Raw genomic sequence first — 16,596 nt, forward strand, 5'->3', positions numbered from 1 at the left:
ATCTGTGGCACCCGTGTCACCTGGAACGCCCGGACAGCCCACCTCTGTGTGGGCTGTCCGCGGGTTTGTGCCAGCGCTTGTCGCCGTAGCCGCGGCCTTCGGCTCGTGGGGCATGCTGCTCCCGGTCGTTCCAGTGGCCGTGCTGGACTCCGGCGGATCGTCGGCGCTGGCGGGCGCGTCAACAGGCGTATTCATGCTCGCAACGGTGATCACGCAGGTGTTCATGCCCCGGTTACTGCGGCGCTTCACCTACCGATCCGCGATCGCGGTGTCCGCCGTGTTGCTCGGTGTGCCGGCCCTACTGTTCGAACTGTCGATGGCGCCGGCAATGGTCCTGGCCGTTTCCGTTGTGCGCGGTGTCGGCTTCGGTGCCATGACGGTGTCCGAATCCGCGATCATTCCAGAGCTCGTGCCCCGGAAAATGCTGGGTAAGGCCACGGGAGTGTTCGGTGCCTCTGGCGGCTTAGCGCAGATGCTCACACTGCCGCTCGGTCTTTTCATCGGGGAACGCGTTGGCTACCTGCCGGTGTGGATCATCGCACTGGTCATTGCCGGCGCGGGGTTGGTGTCGTGCTTCTTCATTCCTGCGGTCAAGGGTGCCCCGGCCGCCCCCGTGATGGAAGGCGCGGTCTCCGCACCAACGTGGAAACTACTGCTCATCCCGGCGATGGCTCTGGCGGTCGGATCATTAGCATTCAGTCTCATCGCCAACTTCCTGCCCGCTGCAGCACGCGACATGGGCATCGCATCCGGCACCGCACTGGGCGGCGTCTTGCTCGCCGTGGTGAACCTCGCCGTCATGCTGGCTCGCATCGGCGCCGGATCGGTGGCCGATCGCCGCGGTGAACCGGGAACCCTCATGATCCCCTTCCAGGTCTGTCTTGGCGCGAGCATGTTCCTTTTCGCCTGGTGCCTCGCCGCAGGGGCATCGGAGTGGTGGCTTGTCGTCGCGGCCCTGCTATTCGGTGCCGGATTCGGAGTGATTCAGAACGAATCCCTACTCACCATGTTCCATCGCCTGCCGCAGTCGAAGGTGAGCCATGCCTCCGCAGTGTGGAACATTTCCTTCGACGGTGGGCAAGGAATCGGGTCGTTCTTCTTCGGGCTGATCATCGCTGGCATCGGCGCGACAGGGTCCTTTGTTGTCGGCGGGATGATCGTCATCGCCGGGATCATGCTGTCTGTTGCCGATTGGGCTGTGGGCAGGCGGCGCTTGGCTGCGCGTTAGAATCACGCCCATGAGTTCAGTTGTCGCCCTCCTTGATTACGGTGCCGGAAACTTGCGGTCTGCGCAGCGCGCCCTCGAGCACGTAGGTGCAAATGTGGTGGTCACCCGTGAACCCATGGTCGCCGTCGAGGCGGATGGCCTGGTCGTGCCGGGGGTGGGGGCGTACGACGCGTGCATGAAGGGCCTGCGCGAGGTTGCTGGGCCGCGGATCATCGGGAAACGCCTAGCGGGGGACCGGCCGGTGTTCGGCATCTGCGTGGGGTTGCAGGTCATGTTTGACCGCGGAGTTGAGCACGGGATTGAGACGGAAGGCTGCGGGGAGTGGCCAGGAGTCGTCGATAAGCTCTCTGCCCCCGTGTTGCCGCACATGGGCTGGAACACCGTCGATGTTGCCGATGGCTCCGACATGTTTGCGGGCCTAGAGGCGGAAACGCGGTTCTACTTCGTGCACTCCTACGGTGTGCAAACCTGGGAAATGCAGGAGGACGAGTTCATCGCGTACCCGAAGGTGTCGTGGTCCACGCACGGTGACTCCCGTTTTGTGGCAGCAGTGGAAAACGGGCCGTTGTGGGCGACTCAATTCCACCCGGAGAAGTCCGGTGACGCTGGGTTGCACCTGTTGGAGAACTGGGTCAAGACGATCGGGTAGAGGCGAGGATCGACAGCTCCGTGGATGTGCTCATATGAATCTCAGTCTCTACTAGGATGTGAATATGGATTTCACTGTGCTGCCCGCTGTTGACGTTGTAGACGGCCAGGCTGTGCGCCTGGATCAAGGTGAGGCGGGCACGGAGAAGAGCTATGGTGCCCCGCTCGAAGCTGCGCTGCAGTGGCAGGAGCAGGGGGCTCAGTGGCTGCACTTTGTGGATCTGGATGCGGCGTTCGGCCGCGGATCCAATCATGAGCTCATGGCGGAGATCACCCGTGAGCTATCGATCAACGTGGAGTTGACCGGCGGGATCCGCGACGACGCGACGTTGGAGCGAGCGCTTGCCACCGGGGCGAAACGCGTGAACATCGGCACCGCGGCGCTGGAGAACCCGGATTGGGCGGCTGATGCCATTGCCCGTTATGGCGAGGCGATCGCGATCGACATCGCGGTGCGTGAGGAGGGCGGCCAATGGCGCACGAAGGGCCGTGGCTGGACGTCTGACGGCGGCGACCTGTGGGAGGTTCTCGAATTCTTTGATGCCGCCGCGTGCGCACGTTTTGTGGTGACCGACGTGAGCAAAGACGGCACGCTGACCGGGCCCAACGTTGATTTGCTTCGCGACGTCTCCGCCGCCACGGATGCCGCCGTGACCGCGTCAGGCGGAGTATCCACCTTGGATGACATTGCCGAGATTGTGCAGTACGCCGAAGAAGGCATCGACAGCGTCATTGTGGGCAAGGCGCTGTACGAAAACCGCTTCACGCTGCGCGAGGCACTGGAGTTGGTGAACCATGGGCATGGATGAGATTCACGAGTACCTGCGGATTGCGGAGGACGCAGCGGATCAAGCCCGCCGGATGTTCACCGAGGGCCTCGGTGCCGCTCCCGCCTTGCACAAGGGTGGCGGCGACTATGCCACCGAAATCGACTTGCAGATCGAGAGCATGCTGCGTGAGCAGCTTGCCTACACCACGGGCATTTCTGTCCTTGGTGAAGAAGAGGGGGGAGTGTTGCGCTCCGACGCGTCATGGGTCGTCGACCCGATCGACGGCACCGCGAACTTCGCCTCCGGAAACCCGAACTGTGCAGTGCTCATCTCCCTGGTTGTGGACAAGCAACCGGTGCTGTCCGTGACCGACATCCCGCTTCTGGATATGCGCCTCACTGCCCGGGAAGGGTCCCATGTGTGGCTCAACGACCGCCAGCTGCCGCGGTTGACGGACTCCCCCATCGTGAGCAACCAAGTCGGTGTCGGAGCTGTCGGTTCCGACGACACAAACCGGATCCCGCCGGATAGCCGCCTGCGGTTGGTCAAGGAGCTCGAGCGGACAAACATGCGCCCCCGTATTAGCGGCTCGGTCGGTATCGACCTCGCGTTCGTCGCTCAAGGCATCTACGAGGCAGCGGTGAGTTTCTCTCCGCACCCATGGGACAACGCCGCCGGCGTGCTGCTCACCCGCTGCGCAGGGGCAGTGGTCACCGACATCGACGGGGAGCCGTGGACGCTGGACTCCATCGGTGTGATCGCCGGGTCACCCGGGGCGCACGAAAGGGTGCTCAGTACCATTAAGTCGATCCAGTAACCCCGACAACCCCCCATGAAGGAGTGTCTGCAGTGACGGTGGCAACCCGTGTCATTCCGTGCTTGGACGTGGACAACGGCCGCGTGGTCAAAGGCGTCAACTTCGAGAATCTCCGCGACGCGGGTGATCCGGTTGAACTGGCGAAGCTGTACGGGCAGCAGGGGGCTGACGAGTTGACGTTCCTCGACGTGACCGCCTCGAAGGAAGGCCGCGGCACGATGCTGGAGGTTGTCCGCCGCACCGCGGAGCAGGTCTTCATCCCCCTGACGGTCGGCGGTGGGGTGCGCACAGCTGACGACGTCCGCGAGCTGCTGCGGGCGGGTGCTGACAAAGTCTCCGTCAACACGGCGGCTATCGCCCGGCCGGAACTTCTCGGTGAGTTATCGCGCCAGTTCGGCGCACAGTGCATCGTGCTGTCCGTCGATGCCCGCCGCGTTCCCGAAGGAGGCCAACCCCAACCCAGCGGTTTCGAGGTGACCACCCACGGCGGCACCCGCTCCGCCGGTATTGACGCGATCGAGTGGGCCCAGACCGGAGAAAAGCTCGGCGTCGGCGAAATCTTGCTCAACTCCATGGACGGTGATGGCACGAAGGCCGGATTCGACATCGAGCTCACCCAGCGGGTGCGCGAAGCTGTGTCCATCCCGATCATCGCCTCCGGCGGCGCCGGGGCAGCCGAGCACTTCCCGCCGGCCGTTCATGCTGGTGCGGACGCAGTGTTGGCGGCGTCTATCTTCCATTTCGGTGAAGTCTCCATCCCCGAGGTGAAGCAGGCGTTGGCAGATGCCGGATGCGAGGTGCGTCTGTGATTCCGGAAAAGCCAGAGGCTGCAGTGTTGGATCCGCTCATCCGTGACCGCGTCCGCTTCAATGCCGACGGACTCGTCCCCGCGATCGTGCAGGCGTCGGGGACCGGCGAGGTGCTCATGATGGCGTGGATGGATGCGCCTGCGCTGGCCTACACCTTGGCCACTCGGCAGGGAACGTATTATTCGCGCTCCCGCGGTGAGTACTGGATCAAGGGTCTGACCAGCGGCCATACCCAGCATGTGGACGAGGTACGGCTCGACTGCGACGGGGACACCGTGCTCCTTTCAGTCCAGCAAGTCGGTGGCGCGTGCCACACAGGTGACCGTACGTGCTTCGAGGCGGACCTACTGCTGGGAGCGGACGATGAACGCTAGGCGCATAGGTCCGCTGCTCATGGGGCTGGGGGCGATAGTCCTCTGGCTCGCATCGCGGCTGACATGGATGACCGTCTCGTACGCTGATGACCGCACAGGTGATGGCCAGATAGGGGTTGCCGGCGGCGAGTGGTCGACGGAAGTCACAGCCGTTGTTCTCCTCTTGCTCGCCGCGACCGTGGCAGGGCTTGCGCTGACGAAGATCGGCCGTCGCATTGTCGGTGCCGTCGGGGCTGCCGCTGCGGCGCTGGTGACGGTGCCACCGCTGACAGTGCTTGTCGCATCGCCGGATCCTGAACGCATCAAGGCTCTGCTCACCTACGGCGGGGAAGAGGGCGCAATCGGTTCCACGACGGGCCAGGCGGCCCTGCCGGAGTGGGCGCAGATCGTGGAGGTGACCACGCATGTCGCCGGCCCGCTGGTCGGCTTGCTAGGCGCCCTGGCCGCAGCTGCAGGCGGAATTGCCCTGGCATTACGGCCCGGTGAGGACACAGCCACCAAGAATAAATACGAAAAGGCGTCGCAGCGCCGCGAGAAGATCGAGCAGGATCTGCAGGATGAACCCGAGTCGGGCCGCGTGCTGTGGGACGCTATCGACGCGGACATCGATCCGACTGATCAGGACGCTCAATTTCGCCGGGGCACGTAGACCCGATACTCTTTTGAAGTATGACCGCGGTGCAAGGTGAACGGAAGGTCAATCCCGTTGTGGCTGGTGTCCTAGCCGATGTCGCCGCCCGCGAAGCCAATATCCCCTTCAAAGAGATCAAGGCGCGCTCGCGTTCCCTGACCGATACCCGCGATGTGATGGGGGCACTCAAGGGACCGGGGTGCGGCGTGATCGTGGAGATCAAACGCACTTCACCCGTGCACGGCCCCACCGGTGCCAGTGACCTCCGGCAGCTCGCGGCCGACATTGAAGCCGGGGGAGCGGCACTGATCGCCTGCCAGACCGAGCGGTTGCGTTTCGACGGTTCCCTCCACGACATGCAGGAGGCCCGCCGGGCCACCGGACTGCCGATGGTCTGCCGAGACGTCATCGTCGACCCCTACCAAATCCACGAAGCCCGCTGCTTCGGCGCCGACATGGTGCCGCTGCAAGTCGGGCTTTTAGAACAAGCGCGCCTGGAAAGCCTGCTCGACCGCGTCGAGTCCCTGAACATGGTCGCCATGGCAGAGGTGCGCACGCCGGAAGAAGCGGACCGCGCGCTGAAGGCGGGAGCCACGGTGATCGGGGTCAACTCATGGACGTTCGACACGAACGAGGTCAACCGTGAAGCGTTCAGCGAGATCGAGCCCGGATTGCCGGAAAGCGTCTTCCGCATCAGTCTCGGTGGTGTGCGCAACGCCCGCGACCTCATGTCCGCAGCCTCCATTGGGGCTGACGCTGTCATTGCCGGTGAGGCCGTCATGTCGAGCGACGACATCACCGCGGCCACCCGCACACTGGTGGCCGCCGGCCAGCACCCGGCCTGCCCGTCGCGCCGCAGCAGCTAAGCTAAGTATCCGTGAGCACCCACATCCTTGCCAACATCCCCTCGCCGCCGCAGGGCGTCTGGTACCTCGGGCCGATCCCGATCCGCGCCTACGCGCTGTGCATCATTACCGGCATCATCGTCGCCATGGCGCTGACCTTGCGCCGCTATGAAGCCCGCGGCGGCAACCCGGACATGGTCTGGGACGCTGCGATTGTGGCTATCCCGGCGGGCATCATCGGCGGCCGCGCCTACCACGTGATCACGCAGTACGACGATTACTTCGGCCCCGGCAAGGATCCGCTGCAGGTCTTCAATTTCTCTGCCGGCGGGCTGGGCATTATGGGAGCGGTGGCTCTAGGAACGCTCGCGGTGTGGGGTTTGTTCAAATACCGCGGTGTGCCGCTGGCACCGTTCGCGGACTCAGTCGGTCCGACGATCATCCTGGCTCAAGCGATCGGCCGACTAGGCAACTACTTCAACCAGGAGCTCTACGGCCGCCCGACTGACGTCCCATGGGCGCTGGACATTTACTACCGCGTCGACGAGGCCGGCAATTTCGCTCCGCTGACCGGCCGATCAACGGGCGAAGTCATCGCGAGTGTGCACCCCACGTTCCTCTACGAAATGATCTGGAACATCGCCGCCTTCTGCTTCCTGCTGTGGGTGGAGAAGCGCTTCAACTTGGGCCGCGGCCGCGTTTTCGTCCTGTACGTCGCCTCCTACACGCTCGGCCGCGTACTTATGGAGTTCATGCGCGCCGATGAAGCGCACCTGATCTTCGGCATCCGCATCAACATGTTCATCTCCGCGGTTATCTTCATCGCGGCCGTCATCGTGTTCATCCGGATGCGCTCCGGGCGTGAGACTCCCGAAGAAGTTGATCCCGGGTATCAGGCGGAAAAAGAGACTGCGGAAGGCGACGTCGATAAGCGGAAATCACCTGAAAAGCGCTGAGTGCGCACACTGCGAACACTGCTCGGCGAAAGACGCTGTGTTTCGGTAGCGTGGGGCGCGTATCCAATCTCTCGCGAGAAAACCCACGAGATGAACCACGAGACGAAGTAGGAAATTGTGGATAGACGCACCAAGATCGTTTGCACTCTCGGACCAGCTGTAGCCAGCAAGGACGCCATTCTCGGACTCGTGAGCGACGGCATGGACGTTGCCCGGTTGAACTTCTCCCACGGCGACTACCCCGACCACGAGCAGAACTACCGCTGGGTGCGTGAGGCCACCGATGAGACCGGCCACGCAGTGGGTATTCTCGCCGACCTGCAGGGGCCGAAGATCCGTCTCGGCCGCTTTGAAGGTGACGGCAAGACCTACTGGGAGACCGGTGAAGAGGTCCGCATCACTGTCGACGACATTGAAGGCACGCACGATCGTGTGTCGACGACCTACAAGAACCTCGCTGAAGATGCGCAGCCCGGCGACCGCTTGCTTGTCGACGACGGCAAGGTCGCCCTCGTCTGCAAAGAGGTCGAGGGAAACGACGTCGTCTGTGAAGTCGTTGAGGGCGGCCCCGTCTCCAACAACAAGGGTGTCTCCCTGCCGGGGATGAACATCTCCGTCCCGGCTCTGTCGGAGAAAGACAAGGCAGACCTGCGTTTCGCGCTGAACCTCGGAGTGGACTTCATCGCACTGTCGTTTGTGCGCTCACCGTCTGATGTCGACCTGGTTCACGAGATCATGGACGAGGTCGGCCGCCGCGTTCCGGTGATTGCAAAGCTGGAAAAGCCGGAAGCTGTGGACTCGCTGGAGTCCATCATTCTCGCCTTCGACGCCATCATGGTCGCCCGTGGTGACCTTGGTGTGGAGATCGCCCTTGAGCAGGTTCCGCTGGTGCAAAAGCGCGCGATCCAGATTGCCCGCGAGAACGCCAAGCCGGTCATCGTGGCTACTCAGATGCTCGACTCGATGATTGACAATTCCCGCCCAACACGCGCGGAGGCTTCCGACGTTGCCAACGCTGTGCTCGACGGCACCGACGCCGTGATGCTCTCGGGCGAGACGTCGGTCGGTGCGGACCCGCACAATGTTGTGCGCACCATGGACCGCATCGTCCGCGTTGCCGAGTCCATGGGTTCCGTGCCGCCGCTGAACCACATTCCGCGCACCAAGCGTGGCGTGATTTCCTACTCTGCCCGCGACATCGCTGAGCGCCTCAACTCGCGCGCGCTGGTCGCGTTCACCAGCTCGGGTGAGACCGCTCGTCGTCTGGCCCGCCTGCACTCCTACCTGCCGCTGCTGGTGTTCACCCCGCACCAGGCGGTCCGCTCCCAACTCGCCCTGACGTGGGGCGCGGAGACGTTCCTGTGCCCGCAGGTGGACAACACCGACGAGATGATGCAGACCGTCGACGAGATTCTGCTGTCCGTCGATGCGTATGACGAAGGCGATGTCATGGTCGTTGTGGCCGGCACCCCGCCGGGCGTGGCTGGCACGACCAACATGATTCACGTCCACCAGCTTGGTGAGGACACGCAGCGTCCGCAGTAGCCGCCAGCTCTGGTTACCCTGGTGGGTATGTCTGAAGCTGCTGAGCTAGCCGCCGGAATCGAAGTCAGGGACGCCCACCTGCACAATCTGCGGAATGTCGATGTGGACATTCCGCGGGGCACGCTCGTCGCGGTGACGGGTGTGTCCGGTTCGGGCAAATCCTCCCTCGCGTTCGGCACGATCCACGGCGAGGGGCAACGGCGCTACCTTGAATCGGTCGCGCCGTTCGCGCGCCGTCTCATCGGCTCCGCTGTGGATCCGCAGGTCAGTGAGATCAATGGCTTGCCGCCGACGGTCGCGCTCCAGCAGTCCACATCGGGTGGCGGTGCGCGGTCCACAGTGGGCACGGTTTCTGCACTGTCGAACAGTATCCGCTTGCTCTACTCGCGTGCGGGCGATAACCCGAAGGGCCTGTACTCCGATTCGTTCTCCCCGAACACACCTGAAGGCATGTGTCCGACGTGCCAGGGCACAGGTGTCGTCCACGAGCCCACGGAGCAGTCCATGGTGCCGGACCCGACGCTGTCCATTGAGGACGGCGCCATCCAGGCGTGGCCCGGCGCATGGGCGGGGAAGAACTTCCATGACATCCTAAAGACCCTGGGCTACGACCTCGATTCTCCGTGGCAAGAGCTGCCGCAAGAGGACCGGGACTGGATCCTCTTCACTGAGGAACGCCCGGTTGTGACGGTGAAGCCACTGCGCGGCGAGGACCAGATCCAGCGCAACTACAAAGGCACGTGGCGTTCGGTGGCCAGCTACTTGACCAATACTCTCGCCGAAACCCAGTCAGACACACTGCGCAAACGTGTCTTGTCCTACATGGAGTCGCGCACCTGTGAGACGTGCCATGGGCGTCGCCTTAACCCTGAGGCGCTGAAAGTCACCTACGCGGGCATGCCTATCGACGAGCTCGGCGCCCTGCCCCTCGACCGAGTCCACGAGGTGCTGGCCGAGCAGACCCCGGAAGACAATTCCGCCGAGGATCTTCTGCTCCAGCAGATTTTGCCCGCGCTGCAGTCGGCGCTCGACCTTGGGCTCGCTCACCTGAGTCTCGATCGCCCCGCGCCGACGCTGTCCGGCGGCGAACTGCAGCGCATCCGTCTCGCCGCGCAGTTGCGCTCGGGGCTGTTCGGCGTGGCGTACGTGCTCGACGAGCCGTCTGCGGGTTTGCACCCGGCAGAACGCGACGCAGTATTGGACATGTGCCGCCGTTTCATTGCCGCCGGCAATTCTGTCCTGCTCGTGGAGCACGACATGGAGCTCGTTGCCCAGACCGATTGGCTGGTCGACGTCGGCCCGCTCGCCGGCGAGCAGGGCGGCAAAGTGGTCTACTCCGGCCTCACGAGCGACTACAACGTGGACACTCCTACAGCTCACGCACTGAACAATCGTGCGCTGACGTTGAACGACGCACCGCGTGAGGCCACGGGAACGCTCACTCTTGAAGGGGTGCGCGCCCGGTCGATCGAGGGTGCCGCCGTGGATTTCGGGCTCGGGCAGTTCACTGCCGTGGCCGGCGTGTCTGGTTCTGGCAAATCCACCCTTGTCAGCACGGTTCTTGCCGGAGTGCTGTGTGAAGCTGCCGCTGCAGTGACGGATCAGGATGATGAAGACGCATCGCAGGAGCCGGCGGAGTGGAGCGTGGAGAAGCGCAGCGGCTTCGACGCAGTCAGCCGCGTCGTGCAGATCACGCAGAAACCGATCGGCCGCACGCCGCGCTCGACACTGGCCACATACACCGGGCTTTTCGACGGCGTACGCAAACTCTTCGCCTCCACCGACGAAGCGAAAAAGCGGGGCTGGACGGTCTCGCGGTTTTCCTACAACGTCAAGCACGGGCAGTGCCCAACCTGCGGCGGCGCCGGGAAGATCGAGGTGGAGCTGGTGTTCCTCCCCGGCTCCTACACCACGTGCCCGGACTGCGAGGGTGCCCGCTACAACGACGAGACCCTCGAGGTGACGTGGCAGGGGCGCACGATCGCGGATGTCCTGGAACTCACCGTGGATGACGCTGCCGGGGTATTCGCCGACGAACCAACGATCTTAAGGGCCGTTGAAACCCTGCAGGCAGTGGGACTGGGGTATCTCCGCTTAGGGCAGGGAGCACCGGAACTCTCTGGCGGTGAGGCGCAACGCATTAAGCTCGCCACCGAGCTGCAGCGCTCCCGTAATTCCCGGCGCGGCCACACCGTGTACCTCCTCGACGAACCGACGACAGGCCTGCACCCGGCGGATGTGGAGCTGCTGGTCAAGGAACTCAATGGGCTCGTTGATGCAGGACAAACCGTCATCGTGGTTGAGCACGATCTATCGGTCATTGCGCAGGCGGACCGAGTCATCGAGATGGGCCCGGGCGCGGGTGCCGACGGCGGACGAGTGATTGCCGAGGGCACCCCGGCTGAGTTAGCCGAGTTTGATACTGCGACGGGGAAGGTGTTGGCTTCCCGTTCGGCTTAGTTCGGAGTCACCACGGTTGAGACACGGCTAGGAGCCGTCAGGCGGATTTTGCAAAGTTGCCCCACCACCACGCCTGCCATTCGGCGGCGCGCGGGTGCGCCGGTGGTTTCGTCGTACCCGGGCCTCGAATCTCGGTGACGGGACTGATGCCGTGCAGTGAGTTAGCGAACCACAGCGGCACATCGTCGTCAGGGTAGAGGGGACGGCTGGACACGCTCAGTCCGATTGCTCGAGCGCGGTCGACGATCTGCGCTGAAGTGACACTGGGCAGCCAGGTGCCGGACGGCAGCACGAGAGTGTCGCCGTCCCAGGCGAGCAGCGCACCGGTAGTGGTTTCGAGCATGTCACCTTCGGCACCGACGATCACAGTGTCGTCCGTGCCGGGCAGTTGGTGTCTGTCCCGGTACTGCGCTAAGGCGTCCAAATCCGGCCCTTTGAGCAATGGCTGCGTTCGCGGGTCGGGTGCAGTCGGCGTGTAGGTGAGCACGGTCGTCGTGCGTGGCGCGGGGGCGGGGCGCACATCGAGAAACAACCGGGAGCCGCGGCGAGCGATCCGCGGAAAGAGGTCGCCAGCTGAGATGAGCGGCAGCATCGCTTGGACGAATCCGTCCGGGACGCCCCCGAAACGCTCTAGGTGATGCGTGAGACCGTTCGCGCGACCGTCGCGGTGACGCCACGAATCAGCGCGGTCGAACGGGCCAGCCACACGAGAGGACGCAGGGGCGCAGGGAGCGAAGGTACCATTGATCCATTCGTAGGACCTCACTTGCAAGCCCCCAGAACCGCGTCGGCTTTGAGCTGTTTCTCTGCGACCTCTGCGTCTGGATCGGAAGCCAGCACGATTGCGCCACCTGCGCCGACGCTCATGCGGTCCCCTTCCCTCACCGCGGTGCGGATCACCACGGAAAGGTCCGCCTGCCCGTCGAACCCGAGATAGCCCAGCGCACCGGAGTACACCCCGCGCGGGCCAGTTTCCAGCCGGTCGATGATCTCGCAGGTGCGCACCTTCGGCGCGCCCGTCATGGATCCCGGCGGGAACGTCGCCCGCAACAGATCAATGAGAGTCGCATCGGGGTTGAGCTCACCGGTGATCGTGGAGACCAACTGCTGCACGGTGGCGTAGCGCTCGACGGCCATGAGGCTGGGCACATGCACGGAGCCGGGGCGGCACACGCGCGCTACGTCATTGCGCATGAGGTCGACGATCATGAGGTTTTCGGCGTGGGTTTTGTCGTCGTGAAGCAACGCGGGATCTTGATCCGCCGCAATGGTGCCCTTGATTGGTTTCGCTTCCACGCGACGATCGCGGACCGTGAGGAACCGCTCCGGCGATGCGCTCATGACCTCCACACCAGCGAAGACGAGGTGCGCGGCGTACGGCGCCGGATTGTGCGCGCGGAGAGCGGGATAGAGCTCGCCAGAGGCTTGAGCTTCGAAGGCATCGGTCAGGCACACCTCGTAACTCTCGCCGGCGTGCAGCGCGTCCTGCGCTAGCCCGATGCGTTCGCGGTAATCGAGGGTGCGCCATGAGCCGTTGCTTATCGACGTTCCCTCGTCCCCCTCATCCACCCCGCCCAGCAGTGCTTCAAGCTGGTCGAGGAGTTCCTCTGCGTCCCCGAGGCCGCACAGGTGCGCGGTGTGCTCCCAGTGGTCGTACACGATGAAGGACTGCGGCCGCACGAAGTAGGCGTCGGGGACAGGGGAGGTGTGTCGGCCGAGATCCGCGCTGGGCAGCGTGAGCTGAGCGCACTCGTACCCGAGGTAACCGACCCACCCGCCGGTGAACGGGAGGTCGACGGGGGACTGGATACCCGCGGCCAGTTCTTGCTCAAGGACGCCCAAGATGTCGGGATCGTCGCCGAGGCGGTAGGAGACCGACCGGCTCAGAGGACCGGCGGTGTCGCCCAGGATCGAATACCGTCCGCGGTCGGTATCCGCCGAATCCAGCCAAAACGCGTCGTTCCCGCGGGCGCGAAGAGCAGCGAAGACACTCTGGCAATCGAGATCGATGTCGACTGCACGGTGGGTGAGCGTCCAGCTGCCGAGGCGAAGGAAATTCTCCATGATGGTGCGTCCGTGCTCTGTCAGGATCGACTCAGGGTGGAACTGCACACCCCAGTGCGGGCGGCCGACCACTTCGAGAGCTTGAATGACTCCATCCTCGCTGCGGGCATGCACCGCGATCTTTGGCCCGCCATCCTCGTGGCCATGAATCGGGGTTTCAATGTGCAGCGAGTGGTAACGCACCGCCTTGAAGTCCTGCGGGACTCCAGCGAAGATTCCCTCGCCGCTGTGGCTAATCGTGCTCGCGAACCCGTGCCGGGGCTCCGGCGCGCGGGTGACCGTCGCGCCCGCGAGGTGAGCGAGCCCTTGGTGCCCCAGGCACACACCGAGAAGGGGAGTTTCCGAAGCGGCTTCGATGATTGCGCGGGAGGCCGCGAAGTCATCGTCGTTGGTTGGGGTGCCCGGTCCAGGAGAGATGATGACGTGGGTGAAACGGCCGGAGGAGACATCGTCGATAAGCGACAATGCGTCAGCCGCAGGGACGACCGCCGGCTCCTCGCCCGAGACTTCCGCGATGAGATGGGCGAGGTTGAACGTGTAGGAGTCGTAGTTGTCTACAAGCAGAATCATGTCGGGCGGAGATTTACCCGCCGTACGTCATCGGCGTACCCGGGCCGAGCGGAATACCGGCGAAGTACCACAACAGGAAGAACAAGAACCAGCCGATGATCATCGACAATGAGTACGGCAGCGACAGGGAGATCAGCGTGCCCACACCGGCCTTCTTGTAGTACTGCTGCAGGTACGTCAGCGCGAGCGCGAAGTACGGCGACATGGGGGTGAGAATGTTCGTCGGGGAATCGCCCATGCGGTACAGCATCTGGGTGACCTCCGGGGACACGCCGACGTACATCATCATCGGCACCACGATCGGCGCCATGAGTGCCCACTGTGCGGAACCGGACGTGATGAACAGGTTGATCACCGCGACCATGATGACGAAGCAGGCGAACAGCACGACCGTCGGCAGATCCCAACGCTGCAAGAGCTCCGAACCGGTAATCGCCGTCCACGCGCCCAAGTTCGACCACTGGAACCACGCCAGGAACTGGGCCACGACGAAGAACAGCACCATCATCGGCAGCATGCTCTTCAGACCTTTCGCCATGAAATCCGGAACATCGGAAGCCTGCGTGATGGTCTTAGCCACAAGGCCGTAGACCAGACCCGTGAGGAAGAAGATCAAGGTGATGGGCACGGCCACCTGGCGGATCAGCGGGGACTCCATGAAGCCCTCGTCCGGGCGCGCGAACGGGGAGCCCGGAATGAAGAGCAACAGGAAGTAGATCACCATGAACACAACCAGGGTGACGCCTGCCCAGATCAGCCCCTTGACCTCGTGCGGTGCGAGCTCCAGGTCCTCATCCGTGACCGGCCCGGACGACTCGGAGTCATCCTGAGCGTCTTCGTTTTCAGCACTGTCAGATTCTTCCGCGAGCTCGTCCGGGTCCTTGCTGGCGTCGTCGAAAGAGAGCTCGCTCTCATCGATCTCGTCGTGGTCGACCAGGTCGCGAGCTTTCTTATCCACGTACAGCTCGGTGACAGCGGTGATGATGAGCGACAGGACAATCGCGGACGGAATGACGAAGAAGATGTTCGCCAGCGGGGAGACCTCATACGCATCATCGACCAGGTTGGCCGCAGAGGTGGAAATACCGGCCAACAGCAGGTCCGTGATGTTCAGGATCAACGAGGAGTTGAAGCCCGCAGACGAGGCCGCAAATGCCACCATCGCCCCCACGACCGGGGATCGGTTCTTCGCGTGGAAGGCCATGGCGCCCAGCGGGATGATGATGACGTAGATCGCGTCGGAGGCCACAGAGCCAGTCACACCGGCAAGCGCCACCATGAAGGTGAGCATCTTCGGGCTGACGCGAGCAACCATCGCCCGGATCGCAGCCGAAAGCATGCCCGTCTGTTCGGCGACAGCGACACCGAGCATGACCACGAGGATCACACCCAGCGGCGGGAAGGAGACGAAGTTCTCCACCGCGTCGGTGACCATCATCGACAGCCCCTCCGATGTCAGGAGGTTCTTGACATAAACAGTCTCACCGGAGGCCGGATCCACAGCGGACATGCCCACCATTGAGCCGATCCAGGAGGACACAGCAACGATGCCGGCAATGATGACGAACAGCCAGAACGGGTGGGGGAGCTTGTTGCCGACAGTCTCAATGAAACCGAGGAAGCCGCCCATCGACGAACCGTCGGAGGACACCTTCTTATCGCCCTTTTTGCTTTTTGCTTTCGACGACTCGTCCCCAGCCACCTTCGGCTTCTGGGAGGTCGCGTTCACTGAGGTAGAACCAGCCATGGTCTGCCTTTCCGGGTCACGTTCCTAAACAGGGGTCCGTACGCGCGCAAAAACGCGACTGTGAAGCAGGCTACACTCCACAACCGCGCTTGCGTGAAACTTTGGATTCACCGGACTGAGCATGTAATCAATCATCGACGCACAACGATCTTGAAAGGGAAACCATCCAGTCGACGTTCAAAAGGAGAAGCATGTTCCGCAAACGTATCGCTACCCTCGCAGTGGCAGCCACGGTCTCGCTCGGTGCCACAGCCGTGGACACGCCGGTTGCTTCCGCAGAGCCGTTGCCATCCTTGCCAGCCGTACTGGGGTCCGCCGAGTCGCTCTACAAGGAGGCGGTCATCGCGGTTATCAAGATGCTCATGTTCCCGCTCGGGCTGTCGAGCCTTGTTCTCGCGCAGTTCGCGCCGCGGGAGCTAGTGTGCGACGGTCTCGTCCCGCGGTTCTGCACTGAGGAAGAGTTGGAGCACCGAAGGACGGCGCCCCGCGTATAGCTGTTGTTGATCGGGGTCGGCTCGATCGTCCATACCTCGTTCGCGTAGTCGCCGGGTCACGTTCCTACACGGCGGTCCATATGCGCGCAAAAACGCGACTGTGAAGCAGGCTACAGTTCATTTTTCAAACGTCGAAGGATCCTTCACTCGTTGCGCTATTAGGGGGATGCCACCTCTTGGATACCAAACGCACGGCGCCATGACGGACAGTGATTGCATTCCAGCTTGATCCCCATAGCGGGCTCTACGATCGGAATAAAGTTTTAAGTGGGTAGTTGTCTTGTAGCTTCAACCTTTCCGGACGTGCCCCCAGGACGCTTCACCGTAGTGACTTACATCCTGCTAACCACTAGAAAACTTGGAATATCCGCCTCTATCAATTCATCAGCATGCAGGTTCTCCTGCCTAACCTGTCCATCTCAACGAGATCTGATCAGAAGCTGCGAGGGGATATTGAAGGTTGGCACCTACCAAAGTGGATGATTGTCGAGGAACCCAGAGTCTGGATCGCAATCTACTGATTTCCCGGACATCTAAAAGAGCTTAACTGTCTTTAGAGGGTCAAAAATTCGGTCGATTTCTGCAGGTAGAACGCGATCGCTCACTGTGAAGACGGGATCCGTTTACCTAACACGTAG

At 63.0% G+C, this 16,596-nt stretch carries 15 protein-coding genes; 12 read left to right on the plus strand and 3 right to left on the minus strand.

The window, feature by feature from the left end; translation table 11 throughout:
- The first annotated feature begins 4 nt into the window (after nt 1-4).
- The 11 genes from KBX17_RS02340 to KBX17_RS02390 all read left to right on the plus strand — a co-directional run bounded on the left by KBX17_RS02340 (nt 5) and on the right by KBX17_RS02390 (nt 11,083).
- Complete coding sequence (locus tag KBX17_RS02340) at nt 5-1,228, plus strand: MFS transporter (RefSeq protein WP_255994830.1); 1,224 nt, start codon at nt 5-7, stop codon at nt 1,226-1,228.
- Nucleotides 1,229-1,238: 10 nt separating this feature from the next.
- Complete coding sequence (gene hisH / locus KBX17_RS02345; protein WP_256018366.1) at nt 1,239-1,877, plus strand: imidazole glycerol phosphate synthase subunit HisH; 639 nt, start codon at nt 1,239-1,241, stop codon at nt 1,875-1,877.
- Between the two features lie 64 nt (nt 1,878-1,941).
- Nucleotides 1,942-2,685: a bifunctional 1-(5-phosphoribosyl)-5-((5-phosphoribosylamino)methylideneamino)imidazole-4-carboxamide isomerase/phosphoribosylanthranilate isomerase PriA gene (priA, locus tag KBX17_RS02350; protein ID WP_255997940.1), complete on the plus strand. Its 744-nt coding sequence runs from the start codon at nt 1,942-1,944 to the stop codon at nt 2,683-2,685.
- The gene (locus tag KBX17_RS02355; protein ID WP_370687578.1) at nt 2,672-3,463 is read left to right on the plus strand and encodes an inositol monophosphatase; all 792 of its coding nucleotides are present in this window, start codon (nt 2,672-2,674) and stop codon (nt 3,461-3,463) included. Before priA ends, KBX17_RS02355 begins: the two co-directional genes overlap by 14 nt.
- A gap of 32 nt (nt 3,464-3,495) precedes the next feature.
- The gene (gene hisF, locus KBX17_RS02360) at nt 3,496-4,272 is read left to right on the plus strand and encodes an imidazole glycerol phosphate synthase subunit HisF (RefSeq protein WP_005289642.1); all 777 of its coding nucleotides are present in this window, start codon (nt 3,496-3,498) and stop codon (nt 4,270-4,272) included.
- Nucleotides 4,254-4,646 carry a phosphoribosyl-AMP cyclohydrolase gene (gene hisI / locus KBX17_RS02365; RefSeq protein WP_255994834.1) on the plus strand — a complete coding sequence of 131 codons (393 nt, stop codon included), beginning with the start codon at nt 4,254-4,256 and terminating at the stop codon, nt 4,644-4,646. The genes hisF and hisI overlap by 19 nt, the downstream gene beginning before the upstream one ends.
- Complete coding sequence (locus KBX17_RS02370) at nt 4,636-5,295, plus strand: TIGR02234 family membrane protein (protein WP_256018369.1); 660 nt, start codon at nt 4,636-4,638, stop codon at nt 5,293-5,295. Before hisI ends, KBX17_RS02370 begins: the two co-directional genes overlap by 11 nt.
- A gap of 20 nt (nt 5,296-5,315) precedes the next feature.
- A complete protein-coding gene (locus KBX17_RS02375; RefSeq protein ID WP_255997944.1) occupies nt 5,316-6,143 on the plus strand; it encodes an indole-3-glycerol-phosphate synthase in 828 nt (275 codons plus the stop codon).
- Nucleotides 6,144-6,154: 11 nt separating this feature from the next.
- Nucleotides 6,155-7,078, plus strand: coding sequence for a prolipoprotein diacylglyceryl transferase (lgt, locus tag KBX17_RS02380; protein WP_256018370.1), 924 nt, complete (start codon nt 6,155-6,157; stop codon nt 7,076-7,078).
- A gap of 117 nt (nt 7,079-7,195) precedes the next feature.
- The gene (gene pyk / locus KBX17_RS02385) at nt 7,196-8,623 is read left to right on the plus strand and encodes a pyruvate kinase (RefSeq protein WP_256002497.1); all 1,428 of its coding nucleotides are present in this window, start codon (nt 7,196-7,198) and stop codon (nt 8,621-8,623) included.
- 27 nt (nt 8,624-8,650) lie between these two features.
- The gene (locus tag KBX17_RS02390) at nt 8,651-11,083 is read left to right on the plus strand and encodes an excinuclease ABC subunit UvrA (protein ID WP_256018372.1); all 2,433 of its coding nucleotides are present in this window, start codon (nt 8,651-8,653) and stop codon (nt 11,081-11,083) included.
- Between the two features lie 37 nt (nt 11,084-11,120).
- Here KBX17_RS02390 and KBX17_RS02395 read toward each other — a convergent pair whose 3' ends face one another.
- The 3 genes from KBX17_RS02395 to KBX17_RS02405 are packed head-to-tail and all read right to left on the minus strand — an operon-like array spanning nt 11,121 to nt 15,347.
- Nucleotides 11,121-11,849 (minus strand): aminotransferase class IV, encoded by a 729-nt coding sequence (locus KBX17_RS02395; RefSeq protein WP_256018373.1) that lies wholly within the window; start codon nt 11,847-11,849, stop codon nt 11,121-11,123.
- A complete protein-coding gene (locus KBX17_RS02400; protein ID WP_256018375.1) occupies nt 11,846-13,717 on the minus strand; it encodes a chorismate-binding protein in 1,872 nt (623 codons plus the stop codon). The genes KBX17_RS02395 and KBX17_RS02400 overlap by 4 nt, the downstream gene beginning before the upstream one ends.
- Nucleotides 13,718-13,730: 13 nt before the next feature.
- Complete coding sequence (locus KBX17_RS02405) at nt 13,731-15,347, minus strand: AbgT family transporter (protein ID WP_050748805.1); 1,617 nt, start codon at nt 15,345-15,347, stop codon at nt 13,731-13,733.
- A gap of 308 nt (nt 15,348-15,655) precedes the next feature.
- Between KBX17_RS02405 and KBX17_RS02410 the strand changes: the two genes are divergently transcribed.
- Nucleotides 15,656-15,958 carry a hypothetical protein gene (locus KBX17_RS02410; protein WP_256018376.1) on the plus strand — a complete coding sequence of 101 codons (303 nt, stop codon included), beginning with the start codon at nt 15,656-15,658 and terminating at the stop codon, nt 15,956-15,958.
- The last annotated feature ends 638 nt before the right edge of the window (nt 15,959-16,596 follow it).

The organism is Corynebacterium sp. CCUG 65737 (genome assembly GCF_024454115.1).
Lineage (GTDB): Bacteria > Actinomycetota > Actinomycetes > Mycobacteriales > Mycobacteriaceae > Corynebacterium > Corynebacterium genitalium.